This window comes from Robertmurraya siralis (assembly GCF_005502275.1).
Taxonomy (GTDB): domain Bacteria; phylum Bacillota; class Bacilli; order Bacillales; family Cytobacillaceae; genus Robertmurraya; species Robertmurraya siralis.
Map to the genome: position 1 here is coordinate 12126 of NZ_SWLZ01000021.1, position 12828 is coordinate 24953.

General features: G+C 39.6%; 10 protein-coding genes. 1 reads left to right on the forward strand and 9 read right to left on the reverse strand.

What is annotated here, in order from left to right; translation table 11 throughout:
• Positions 1 to 225 precede the first annotated feature (225 nt).
• The 3 genes from alr to acpS all read right to left on the reverse strand — a co-directional run bounded on the left by alr (position 226) and on the right by acpS (position 3213).
• Positions 226 to 1386, reverse strand: coding sequence for an alanine racemase (alr, locus tag FCJ93_RS18975; protein ID WP_137744398.1), 1161 nt, complete (start codon positions 1384 to 1386; stop codon positions 226 to 228).
• A 290-nt stretch (positions 1387 to 1676) separates the two neighbouring features.
• Positions 1677 to 2696: a LolA family protein gene (locus FCJ93_RS18980; RefSeq protein ID WP_095311771.1), complete on the reverse strand. Its 1020-nt coding sequence runs from the start codon at positions 2694 to 2696 to the stop codon at positions 1677 to 1679.
• A 163-nt stretch (positions 2697 to 2859) separates the two neighbouring features.
• Positions 2860 to 3213, reverse strand: coding sequence for a holo-ACP synthase (gene acpS / locus FCJ93_RS18985; RefSeq protein ID WP_095311770.1), 354 nt, complete (start codon positions 3211 to 3213; stop codon positions 2860 to 2862).
• Between the two features lie 170 nt (positions 3214 to 3383).
• Between acpS and FCJ93_RS18990 the strand changes: the two genes are divergently transcribed.
• The gene (locus tag FCJ93_RS18990) at positions 3384 to 4112 is read left to right on the forward strand and encodes a rhomboid family intramembrane serine protease (protein ID WP_095311768.1); all 729 of its coding nucleotides are present in this window, start codon (positions 3384 to 3386) and stop codon (positions 4110 to 4112) included.
• 207 nt (positions 4113 to 4319) lie between these two features.
• On the opposite strand, the gene FCJ93_RS18995 is transcribed toward FCJ93_RS18990, so the two are convergent.
• From FCJ93_RS18995 to FCJ93_RS19020, 6 genes are all read right to left on the reverse strand, one after another.
• Positions 4320 to 5774: a PH domain-containing protein gene (locus FCJ93_RS18995; protein WP_137744399.1), complete on the reverse strand. Its 1455-nt coding sequence runs from the start codon at positions 5772 to 5774 to the stop codon at positions 4320 to 4322.
• Complete coding sequence (locus FCJ93_RS19000) at positions 5767 to 6246, reverse strand: PH domain-containing protein (protein WP_095311762.1); 480 nt, start codon at positions 6244 to 6246, stop codon at positions 5767 to 5769. Before FCJ93_RS19000 ends, FCJ93_RS18995 begins: the two co-directional genes overlap by 8 nt.
• Before the next feature lie 397 nt (positions 6247 to 6643).
• A complete protein-coding gene (locus tag FCJ93_RS19005; protein ID WP_408014807.1) occupies positions 6644 to 8083 on the reverse strand; it encodes a DEAD/DEAH box helicase in 1440 nt (479 codons plus the stop codon).
• Positions 8084 to 8967: 884 nt separating this feature from the next.
• Positions 8968 to 9666: an alpha/beta hydrolase gene (locus FCJ93_RS19010; RefSeq protein WP_137744401.1), complete on the reverse strand. Its 699-nt coding sequence runs from the start codon at positions 9664 to 9666 to the stop codon at positions 8968 to 8970.
• A gap of 98 nt (positions 9667 to 9764) precedes the next feature.
• Positions 9765 to 11129 (reverse strand): globin-coupled sensor protein, encoded by a 1365-nt coding sequence (locus FCJ93_RS19015; protein ID WP_137744402.1) that lies wholly within the window; start codon positions 11127 to 11129, stop codon positions 9765 to 9767.
• A 282-nt stretch (positions 11130 to 11411) separates the two neighbouring features.
• Positions 11412 to 12791: a UDP-N-acetylmuramoyl-tripeptide--D-alanyl-D-alanine ligase gene (locus FCJ93_RS19020; protein ID WP_095311752.1), complete on the reverse strand. Its 1380-nt coding sequence runs from the start codon at positions 12789 to 12791 to the stop codon at positions 11412 to 11414.
• Positions 12792 to 12828 lie beyond the last annotated feature (37 nt).

The following is a 12828-nucleotide window of genomic DNA, read 5'->3' on the forward strand; positions in this document are numbered from 1 at the left end:
ACCATCACTACACACCATTTTTTGTACTGTACTACCTTGTCCGTGGGGTTTCCAGTTTTTCTCTAAAGCTCTAAATGAGAAAGTCGTTTCATTCTATCTATACCATATTTTATAATACCATCAATCCACCTAGATGCAAAGGCAATTCATGAATTCTTCTGTATTATCGACCAAAAAAAGCAATTTTTATGCATAAATCATGATAATTCACTGACTAAAGGCATGTTAATGAAGAATAGCATTCTTCATATCAACCTGTTTGCCCGCCTGTATATACACCCTAGGCACCCGATTAGAGATCATGCAAGGAATTTCATAATTAATCGTTTCCAGTTTATCTGCAATCTCATCGATGGATATCATCTCCCCTTGGTTTACCCCAATCAATGTAACAATGGTTCCAACTGGTAACTCAAAGGGAAGCTTTATCATACATTGATCCATGCATATTCTACCCACTATGGGTACTCTCATACCCTCAATGAGCACTTCCTGTCCTTGAAGTTTTCGCAACCACCCATCTGCGTATCCAATCGGAACAGTGCCAATCCATTCTTCCTCCTTCGCTTCATACGTAGCACCGTAGCTAACCTTCTCACCAGGCAGAAGCTTCTTCACATGAATAAGCTTTGTCCGTAATGAAAAAGCAGGCTTAAGCTGAAAAGGTAGCTCTTCTTTAATTGCTGGAGAAGGAGTTAAACCGTACATTGCAATTCCATAGCGAATACCATTCAAATACGGAGCGATGTTTCGCAGCGCTGCTGCACTGTTGCTAACATGGAGCATCTTCGGTCTTGTTTGAAACGCATTTACCAGCTCCTCAAACCGTTGCAGCTGCAGCTTGAAATAATGTAATTCAGGGCTGTCGGCCGTCGAAAAGTGGGTGAATACGCCCTCTAGCTCCATTCTCTTATCGTCCATAATAAGAGCCTCAATCGACTGTACAGTTGGACACTCTCGAACACCGATTCGTCCCATTCCTGTATCCAATTTAAGATGCAGCTTAATAGTCACATCTTCAGCCAATTGAGCTTGTGCCTCTCTGACCCACTCTTCTTGAAAAAATGTCAACGTTATATTGTTTTTTCCAGCGATATTAATATATTCAGCCCTCGTAGCTCCTAATACTAAAATCGGATCATTGATTCCTTTTTTTCTTAGTGCTAATGCTTCATCAAGAAAGGCTACCGCTAAATAAGATGCACCGCCCTCAATTGCCGCCTTTGCAATTTGTATATCCCCATGTCCATAGCCATTTGCTTTAACAACCGCCATTAACGCAACATCCTGCGGAAGCAAGGATTTCATTTGTTGCACGTTTTCTTTTACGCAATCTAAATCGATTTCTGCCCATGTATCCCGATAAAATTGATTCTGCTCTTCCACTGTTCCACTTCCTTCGATTCTCCGTACATGCTATAAGACAAATTATCAAACTGAAAGTGCAGAATGTCAAATAAGAAAAGCATTGGACCTTAAAAGAGTAAGCAAAGAAGGACCGCTCTTGCAGAACTACCCTTTTTATTGCCGTAGTAGTTCGTTTAAGGAAAAAATCGCTGCTTATTTTCAAACTTGGCAAGGGGTTCTTGTCCCGTCATTTTTCACATCAACAGCTTTTTATAATGAAAACGAAAAAGCCCTTCATCACAGAAGAGCCTTTTCTTGAGAAGATTCGATTATTTCACCATGTCTCCCTGAACTTCAACAGAACGGGCAAGCATTAACATTTCTTCTTCCGATAAATCTTTAGATGCTAATGTATAATCCACACCCTGATAAGTCCAAGTTAATGAGTTTGAGGACAGTGCCCCGATCGTGAAACCGAGATCGACCGGTTCCCCACTTACAGTTGTAGCAGCCATTGTAGTTGGGACCACCGTTGCTTTTTCTTGAATGAGCGTAAAGGATTTTTCCCCATCATATGTTAAAATTACTCTTTTTCCATTCTCCGTCTCTATCGGCTTTTCTTCAATAAGCGATACATCTGGAATTTCAGCAGTAGGGTATTTAACAGTAAATTCCTTATCGCCAAGGTCTGCCATTACTGGTACTTCTAATTGAGCACCTGTCATGTTTTTCGCCATGTCAAAGTCCTTTTTCTCAAAGGCTGCATTGAAATCGGCATTGGAAAATTCAACTGTGACAAGTGCATTTCGATCAGAGTCCATCACTTTTACGGATACTGGCGTTAAATCCTTTTTATTAAGTGTAATTTCCTGTAATGGGAGCATCTTATTATTTTGATAGCGTGTTTTGGTTTCAAACACATAATGCTCTTTGGTCGAAGTAAACTTCGCTTCCTTGTCCTCGATAATATCTTCAACCAATGATTCGTATAAATAGGCTTGACTGCTGTTTTCTGGCCAATCACTTTGGAAACGGAAGCTCTTATTTAATGCTGGCGTCAACACAAAGACTCCATCATCATTGCGAAGAATCATTTGGCTTTGATCCTTTTGGGCATTTTTCAAATCCACGCGATAGTAGGTAGGTTCCTTATGCCAAATTTCCACATCATAACTTTGAGGCTCAGCTCCCATCTGCAAAGTCATTTTCGCCTTAACTTTGTACCCTTTTAGTTGTTGAAGCTTTCCATTCAAGTCCTTCACAACATCCTCCTGTGATTTTGTCCCACAGGCAGACAATACTAGCATCGCCATCAGCCCAGCGAGAAGCAATACAACCCATTTCTTCATCCTTTCAACCCCTTTGTCTCATTTAAGCGTAGTTAGCTTCAGTGTTTGGAGAGAAAAAGACAGGCATTAGACATTGTAATGTTCTCGCCTACTTGTCTCCCCTATCGCACTATGAATATATGAGACAACCTTCAGGAATATGACGGGCCTTATGCGATGCTTATTAAATTTTTTCGATAACAACCTGTGCAACCGCGTATTCTTCACTGTGTGAAATAGATAAATGAACCCCTTCATTAAAAGGTTTTCGTATTACCGGCTTGCCATTTCTGTCAGCAGCAACCTCAATATCAAGAAATGATAAATTTTTACCGATTCCTGTACCAACTGCTTTAGCAAAAGCCTCTTTTGCAGCAAATCTCCCTGCTAAAAATTCAATTTTCCGTTTCCCTTTAAGAGCCTCAAATCGTTCTTTTTCGAATGGTGTCAAAATCCGCTCGGAAAACCGCGGCTGTTTCTCAATTATTTTTCCTATTCTGTCTAATTCCACAATGTCAATTCCAATTCCAGCAATCATCAACATCTTCCTTCTCATTTTTATAACCAGACAAACATATTATGTTTATATATAAACCTTTAAATGAAAATAGGTCTACGGCGAGCTTCCTTCTCAAATAACGTATATAATGTACATGTATGCAAATGGGAATAATCGAACTATATTTCCTAAACTAAGGAGGTTTTATTTTGTTTGTCCGAACGGAAAGCTTCAAGGAGTTTATCCGCTACTATCCTGTCGTTTCTGTTATTATTTTCTTACACATCATGATTTACATGCTCACTTCAATACCAGCTATCTTCCCTTCGGCTTCGATCTTCGAGAGCTTAATGGGCGTTAATCTTTATATTGTTCAAGGAGAATATTGGCGTCTCGTAACACCTATTTTTGTCCACAGCGGCATTGCTCATATGCTTTTTAACAGTTTTTCACTTGTTTTGTTCGGCCCTGGCTTAGAAAGAATCCTCGGAAAATCTCGTTTTATCCTTCTGTATTTAGCAACAGGAGTATTAGCCAATGTTGCCACGCTCATTTTGAAGCCCCTTACCTATACCCATGTTGGTTCAAGCGGCTCCATCTTCGGCTTATTCGGCATCTACCTTGCCATCGTGTTTTTAAGGAAGGAATTAATGTCACGCCAGAATTCTCAAGTGATTTTAACCATTGCGGTCATTGGAGTCATTATGACCTTTCTCCAGCCGAATATCAATATTACTGCCCATATTTTCGGCTTGATAACAGGCTTTATTTTAGGTGCCATTCAAATTGGCAGAGGTAGAGCATTGACAGAATCGATTCGAAATATTTCATTGCGGCGTTCCAGTTACTCCGCAGGCAAACGACAGTTCCATGCAAAGCATCTAATTTGGATAGCTATCGCTTTACTTGCACTGCTCGGTTTATTAGGTGGATTCTAGAAAAAAAGCGCCTGTTTATCCGGCGCTTCAGAGTGTAAACAAAAACCCCAAAATATTAGATAGCAGTTACCTTCAGGCTAATTGAAAACGTTTGTCTTTCGAGGCGCAAAGCCTTGGAGGAGCGGAGTTACCATAGTAGGTAATGAGCACCTGAAAAGGCGAAGCAACGAAGAAAGTGAGCGTTTGTCAATAGCCTGGAGCGCCTGTTTATCCGGCGCTTTTTTCATCTCTTGAATACCAATGATAAATCGTTAAAACATCTTCTTCCTCTAAGTCAACGACACTGCCCCCAGCTCCGGAAAGTCCGGACATAACTGTGGCACCGATCGTTGCCAAGTCTCTTTTTCGCTGAAAATGGCTTTCCTTCATCGATAATGACTGTATTTTATTTTTTTGCATAAGAACTGTATTCTTAACGATGGAGCGATAGGACAGCTTTAACTGATTTCCTTCCAAGTGCCAGCCGGCATCTCGATAACATAAGTACCCCCATAATGCCAAAAACGGTAGAAACACAAGTGTTAATAATCCCCATAATTGAAAGAAGTAAAGACAAATAGGGACAACTGGAATCAATATAAGCGTTCCTCGAATGATATATCGTTTTAGCGCCCTTTTTGGTGCTGGTGTTACTTCATTGGAGACAATATAGCCTGGAATATTCTCTTCAATAATGTCACGGATGCGTGTTTTTTTAATAAAAGGAAGAATATTAGCTGAAGAACCTTCCGTATCACCTACTGAACCGCCAGCACTTTCAATATAAACACTTGCATAGCCCAATGGCTGTCTTAGCAAATTTTCACTAATCCTGATCCCCTGGATGCGGTTAAGAGGAATGGTTAACTGTCGTTTTTCTAACAGACCTCTTGTTATAATTAAATCATCATCCACTTTTTTCAATATGAAATTTCCGTATTTCAGGATCATTCCAACAACAGCCACAATCCATGCCAGAGCAAAACCAAGAAAAACAAGAATACTTACAAAAACAACCCCGCTTGAAATGATCTCTTTTATCTCATGAAAAACCGTTTCATACGGGATAATCTCCTCGAACTGGAAGATAAAAGCAAAGACGGCAGAAATCACTACCCCTACTCCACCTGACGTAGAAGCTAGTAACAACAATTCTTTCATCGTAATTTTATATAAGACTTCCTCCTCTAGCTCAGGGACATCTTCTGCTTCTAAGCTTGGATCTATTCGTCCATTAGCTCGACTTTTTTGAAGAATATCATGAATTTCATTTGCTTCGTTCTTTGTAATCGCCGTTAATACCGCCTCAGCCTCTAAACCGTTTGATCCGGCTGTTTCCACTTTAACTTTTACGAGACCGAGCGGACGATGAAGGAGCCCTTCTGAAAAATCCAAACTCTGAATACGCTCGAAAGGAATGTATCTTTTTTTGCGCACAAATAGACCATACTCGATGCGAAGCTCATTTTCTTCAATTCTATATGTATAACGAAGCCAGCTAATGATTCCTGAAGCAATAATGATCAATAAGACAACTCCCACTCCAATGAGTGGAAGCAACCCCATACCTGAGCCTCTGCTTCCAAAGACAACAATGAGTAGAAAAGGAATAATTAATTCTTTGAACATTTTAAGGGCATTCAACATTGCCGTTATCGGGTGCAGTCGTTTCGGCTCAAACATCCTCATCAGCCACCCTTGCCAGCTTAGAAATAAACACCCTTAATTCCTCTGCTTCATCAAGCTCTAAAGCCGGTATTTCATGGACGGTCGCAGCGGTTGAAACCGTAACAGTCGCTAACTTATATTTTCTCAAGAGCGGTCCTTGTACAGTATCTACGTGCTGAACACGAATCATTGGTACCAATGTTCTTCGAGTAATGAAAATTCCCTGTTGCAGCTCAATTTCCTGTTCTCTTACTTCATAACGCCAACGGCGCCATCTTATAGTTGGCAATAGGAAGATCATTAAATATACAAAAACAATGAGTACAAGTGCAGCAATTGCGATAATCCATATTGGCCAATCAAAAATAAGGGTTAACCCCGTCGTGCCACCACATAGCAAAAGCATAAAGATGCTGTAGATCGCCCCTGTTATCCGCCAAACAGGTAACGCCCGTTCGGAAATTCGTTTTTGTGGTTCTAATAACATAAAAATATCCTCCTAAAGCTATAAATGCCCATACTTAATTTAACTCGTGTACTTAAAAAGAGGGCATTTTTAATGTAACACAAAAATATGAATATAATCTTTATACGAAGGGAGAGGGATTTAGTTTCAATTTTGCAAATTCAGTGTTGTTCCACCTGTCCAGAAATCATTGTACCATAGGCTTTTATCCGTGAGGATTGCTTCATTTTAACCTAAGGAAAATAGCCTCTCGTCCTCAGACCCTTTTCACTATCGCTCTTAAACGAAGAGGAATCAAATTGACTGGACATAAAAAGCTCCCCCTAAGGCAAAACAGATTTTTATTTTGAATCTGTCAACCTAAGGGGGAGCATATCAATTTGGATCGCTATTAAAAATTGCCACAGCTTCTCCCGACTTACTTATAGCTGTTTGTTCTTGATTTATTATTGCTGCTTTGCCGTCTTCCACCTTGCCCCTGACCTTGCCCTTGTCTTGGCTTGTAGTTACCACGCTTACGGTCACGCGAGTCAAATTTTCCTCTTCTATCATTGTTCGGACGCTTATCTCTTCTTGATGGAAGCGGTTTTTCTTCCGTTAGCTTAACAGGTGTTGTATCCGGCTCTTTTGTTAACATTTTTAATACAGCCGCTACTACAGTGGTTGCATCCTGCTGCTCTAACAATTCCTCAGCAGCATGTTTGTAAAATTGAAGATTATTAGAATCAATCGATTGCAAAATTTTCTCCAATACGGCTTTTTGCTGTCCTTCTAAAGCCTCATCCAATGTCGGCGGCTTCATCTTATCCATTTTTCTCTTCGTCGTTCTTTCCACAACGGCAAGATAAGACTTTTCACGCGGAGTGATAAATGTCATCGCCACGCCTTCTTTACCAGCACGTCCTGTACGTCCAATACGGTGAACATAGCTTTCAGGATCCTGTGGAATATCAAAATTATAAACGTGAGTGACACCGGAAATATCCAATCCACGTGCTGCCACATCAGTCGCAACGAGCACATCAATTGAACCTTCCTTAAACTTTCGCAAAACAGATAAACGCTTCGCCTGACTCAAGTCTCCATGGATTCCTTCTGCCATATACCCACGTAAGTTAAGAGCCTCTGATAATTCATCAACACGTCTTTTTGTCCGACCAAATACAATTGCAAGCTCTGGTGTTTGAATATCTAAAAGTCTTGTTAAAATATCAAATTTGCTCTTTTCTTGTACTTCTAAATAATATTGCTCAATTAATGGCACTGTTACCTCTTTCGTTTTTACGCGAACGACTTGAGGATTCTTCATGAACTTCTCAGCCATTCTTTGAATTGGTGCAGGCATCGTTGCTGAGAACAAAAGCGTTTGGCGCTCTTCAGGTGTTTTTGAAAGGATCGCTTCAATATCTTCAATGAAGCCCATATTTAACATCTCATCAGCTTCATCGAGAACAACGGTATGAATGTTTTCTAAGCGAATGGTTTTGCGATTAATATGGTCAAGAATACGTCCTGGTGTTCCTACAATGATATGTGGATGGTTTTTCAACGCTCTAATTTGGCGATTAATATCTTGGCCCCCATAAATCGCAAGAACCCGTGCTCTTTTTCCATAGCCAATTTTATAAAGCTCTTCAGATACTTGAACAGCCAATTCACGGGTCGGAGCAATAACAATTCCTTGAATCACGTTAGAATCCTTATCAATCTTATCAATCAAAGGAATTCCAAATGCAGCTGTTTTTCCTGTACCAGTTTGCGCTTGCCCGATCAAATCTTTATTTTCTAAACTTAATGGAATTGTTTCTGCCTGTACTGGAGTTGCCTCCTCAAATCCCATTCTTTTTAATGATCTCATTGTTGCCGGGCTAATACCTAAATCTTCAAACTTCGTCAATGTTTTTCATTCTCCTTCTTCTTTAGAAAACTGCTTAGCGCCTTCAAACTATTCTAACATCCTTCACGATAATTAGAAAAAATCAACCAGTCATCCAACTAAGCGAGAGAAGCTAGGGACTTACGATGGGATGACATGCCTTCCCTCCTGTGGAGAATCTACATTTCACATACATTTCCCCATATCTCTCCTAAATATCTATCCGAGATTCCAACCTGTTATCTAAATTCATTTAGAAACCAAAATGGAGCTAACAGTTTTCTTTATTTAAAATTTAAATTTTCGAATCAATTTCATCCTGTAAGCAAATGAAAAAGCGAACCTTATATGATTATATCCAGTGGCACCAATCGATAATCCACCAAATTTTTTCATTCGCCGCCTTTAAAAATTGATCCTCTTTAAAAATTACATCCCGCTCTTATCTTTCACCAATAGAAAAAAACTTATTTCAGTATTCTCCATCAAATTTGTTCATAATCCCCTTATAAAAATTGAACTAGCAGATCTTCCATTGCGGGGTTTATTCAACATAACCATCTGTAAAGTGGAGGCTTTGCTATATGTTGGTGTTGATTTTGGCTCATTTTCTCCACCTCTTTAACATAACTGAAAGGCGTGCGAAACCAAGGTTTCACAAGAAATGAGCCATAACTCGTTTATTCAACAATATTGTTTAACAAAGCTAAAGTGAAAAAAAGACATTCTCCAAGTGGAGTATGTCCGAAATGAAATTCTCGATGACACTTTGAATCAATTTTAACACTTTAAAGAATTGAATGCAATGAAAGGAGAGGAAATAGGACACTAATATTTTATATTTCCCTTGTAAATAGTAGGAACTATTATGAATTCTTAGCATCTTGAAGAAAATCAAGAATTTCACAAAAGAGCTTATCCCGTTCGTTACAATGACAAATAAGATGCTTTGATTCTTTTAGGAAAATCAGCTTCTTTTCAGGAGTTGCAATGTTTTCATATAAATAATGTGCACTTCTAGGCGGAACGACACCATCACTCTCCCCTTGAGCAATCAAAGTCGGGATGGTCACCCGATTGATCAACGGTTTGATCGTGGCGACAAGCTTTCTGAATTGGAGGGTAGCAGCAATTGGCGTTTCCTTTAATTTTCTGGAATACCTAATGAATAACTCGTTCTCCTTTAAGCGACCCTTTAATGTATCCTTTACCATTTCAGATACATCCACAAGCAGTTGCTTTGGATTTACATAATATGCAGCCGCGCTAAGTAGAATTAATTTTTCAATAGGATAGTGAACCGCTAAATAACTGGCAATTAAACCACCCATTGAAAAGCCTATTACATATACCTTATCACAGATTTTCAAGAGATTTTGCAGCTCTCGCTCCGCATGCTCGATCCATTGATTATAACTTATCCCTTTCAGAGCTAGATGCTCACCATGTCCCGGTAAAGTCGGGACGACGATATGCCAATCCGTATTTCTTCTAATATGTGTGACGAGAGGCTCTACCTCAGTAGGATTGCCCGTGAATCCATGTATACATAAGCAGCCGATCAAGTAAAACACCACCTCATGATTAGAGTATCAATGGGGATCTACCTATATTCTACACCTTATTCAACGATTGATACTAGTGATACACTTTTAAATGGATTTTAACTTTGAATCTTGTCGGTCAACTCCATATTCAAGTGACTTAATTGTTCAGCCATGGCAGCAATTTGATGAGATGACACCGCTATTTCATCAAACGTCTTCTTAAATTCACGAATAAATCCACTGAAATGATGAAGCCTTCCATCATTCGCAGTAACATTTTTCACTGAATCTTCTAGCAATTGCACAAGGCTTCGATTTGTCTCCCGAAAGTGACTGGCTTCTTCGATCATTTGCAGAAAGCCGGTGTCAAACTTAACAATCGTTTCTTGAACGGTACCGATTTGCCCTTGGATATGATCAAGCGCTTGCTCCGTCTCGCTTGCCAGTTTCCTTACCTCTTGAGCAACGATCGAAAAACCCTTCCCATGCTCTCCTGCTCTCGCTGCCTCAATCGCTGCATTTAAAGATAAAATATTAGTTTGATTAGATATTCCCCGAATCGTTTTCACAATTTGTCCAATATTTTTCTGACTGTTACTCATTTCGTCGGTCAGTATTTTTGTCTTTTCAATCAATTCAACAACTTTATCCATCTTCATTAGTGCTTCTGAAATGTCTTCTCTCCCTTTGTCCACAGTGGAAATGGTCACCTTAGATGATGCATTAATGCTTTCGATCTCCAGGAGCATTTCATTCACCACTTCTTCTTTGTTAGCTATTGCTGATGTCGTCTCCTCCACCGCGGCCGCCAAAGTTATCGACGAGTCGTTCAATCGGTTTTGAAGCTCCTTTATTTCATTCAATTTCATCATCGATGACGTATACGCTTCAATATATGTCTGAATCCCTATTTGCATATCAAAGGAACATAGCCTTTGAAAAGAGAGATAATATTTCATCACATCTTCCCATGAAGAGCATTCTTTTGTTAACAACAGAAGCATTTCATTTTGGATAAGGGTATAGGCGCCAATATACCACTCTGGAAATAGCCCAATATGATTATGAACCTGTCCTATTATTTTGCGGCGGCGGACATAATCCTCTCCAATTTGACCGGAGACCATATCCAGCAAGTATTGCGCTAAGGTTTTTTTCAATTTTTCTATCGTTGAATGTTTATTAATAATCTCCATTAAATTTGGCATTTCCTGAAGCTTTCCGTAAAATGCTTCAACGATTAATGGCGCATACTTTTCTAAAATTGGCTTTAACTCGGCAAGATTTTTAACGTCATCATCACTAAGACCAACGAATTCTATTTGCCTGCCGACAGATTGCCCTTTTAACTTGTTCAAACCCTGAGAACCCCCCGACAATAGCGGCTCCGTCGTATCCTCTTCATGAGGCTTTCCTTTACCAAATAGTCGAATTGCTCCCTCCTGCCCTCCTAATATACGCTTGAATGGACATCCACCCATGTTTTTCCTCCTTACCATTCATAGAACTTTAGACCTACATGAAGCCAGTATATAGGAACAAACTCGCCAGTTCACGATTACATCTTACAATATTATGAATATTATTTAGGGAATCTAAATAAAAAGGGACATTGCATGAATTTAAAGATTTGCTTACAGGGCTTTTGTTCAATAATAAAAACACAAAAAAGCAAGTGCCGAAAACCGAGGTTTTGTCTTCACTTGCTTCTTCTGCTTTGGATTATCTGTGCCAGCCTTTTCCACACTAGCTCTCTCCAAAAATTATTGTTTTTGTAGTTTCTGTACGATCTCTTCCAGCTTCATCCCACGGGACCCTTTTACTAAAATTAACGTTTGAGCATTTATTACTTTTTTTAACTCTTGCAGTAAAAGCTCCTTATCTAAGAAAGAGCGTACGCGATTTGCAGGAAAGTGTTCTCTTGCTCCCTTTGCAATATACTCACCCAACTTTCCGTAGGTAAACAGATAATCAATGTGGCTAGAATCAATTTCTTGTCCAACACTATAATGAAATGATGTTTCTTCCGGTCCTAATTCAAGCATGTCACCCAGAACAAGAATTTTTTGTTCATATCCTGATAAGCTTGTCACCAATTCGATCGCCGCTTTCATAGAAGTCGGACTTGCATTGTAAGCATCATTAATTATTTTTTCCCCGCAGCCGCCTTCTACAAGCTCCATTCGCATATTCGTTACCTTCAATGTTGAAAAAGCATCGTTCATCTTTTCATATGGAATACCGAAGTAATGGGCTACAAGCATAGCAGCTAATGCATTAAGAATATTATGTGTACCTAAAACCGGAAGTTCAAATTCATATGGCAGACTATTGACCTTGAAATGACTCCCCGTATCTGTCTGCCTAATATCCAATGGATACAAAGTGTTGTAATCAAAGCGCCCAAATGTACTCTGCTTCGCATCCCCATCAAAGTTCTTCAGTCTTTCAAACAATAGGGGCTCATCACCATGATAGACGATCAAACCGTTTTCCATTAACCCTTTGACAATTTCTAGCTTTGCATCAGCAATTCTTTCTCGCGAACCTAAATCCTGAAGATGCGCTTCACCGATATTTGTAATGATCACGGCGGAAGGTCGTGCTAATTTCGTTAAAAACTCAATTTCACCAACACTGCTCATTCCCATTTCGAGAACGGCAATTTCCGTGTCTTCTTCCAAGCCAAGGATCGTTAACGGCAATCCAATATGATTATTAAAATTTCCTTCTGTTTTTTGCACTTTGTACTGCAATCCTAAAAGGGACGCTGTAATATCTTTCGTCGTTGTTTTGCCATTACTGCCGGTAATCCCTACCACTTTTACATCAAGCTCTGAACGGTACTGGCGAGCCAACTCTTGCAAAGCCTCAAGAGTGTTCTCGACAACTATTACCGGCAAATGAACAGGCGGATTCGGTACATCCTTTTGCCATAACGCGGCCGCAGCTCCTTTTTCCAACGCCTCTTCTACATAAAGGTGCCCATCAACCTGTTCACCTTTAAAGGGGACGAATAAATTTCCCTTTTCGATTTTTCTTGAATCAATTGTAACTCCGCTAATTTCAATATTTGCAAATTGTTCAAGGTCGTGATCTACCTGTATCATTTTAGCTAATTGTTTCATCGTTTTCTTGATCACTGAAGAAACCTCCAATTAAGAAAAGCGCAAGCGCATC

Excerpts from the sequence above, each read along its gene's own strand:
- acpS (WP_095311770.1), bottom strand. The coding sequence starts at position 3,213 with ATGATTGCTGGAATTGGAATTGACATTGTGGAATTAGACAGAATAGGA.
- FCJ93_RS19005 (WP_408014807.1), bottom strand. The coding sequence starts at position 8,083 with ATGAGATCATTAAAAAGAATGGGATTTGAGGAGGCAACTCCAGTACAG.
- FCJ93_RS19000 (WP_095311762.1), bottom strand. The coding sequence starts at position 6,246 with ATGTTATTAGAACCACAAAAACGAATTTCCGAACGGGCGTTACCTGTT.
- FCJ93_RS19015 (WP_137744402.1), bottom strand. The coding sequence starts at position 11,129 with ATGGGTGGATGTCCATTCAAGCGTATATTAGGAGGGCAGGAGGGAGCA.
- FCJ93_RS18995 (WP_137744399.1), bottom strand. The coding sequence starts at position 5,774 with ATGTTTGAGCCGAAACGACTGCACCCGATAACGGCAATGTTGAATGCC.
- FCJ93_RS18980 (WP_095311771.1), bottom strand. The coding sequence starts at position 2,696 with ATGAAGAAATGGGTTGTATTGCTTCTCGCTGGGCTGATGGCGATGCTA.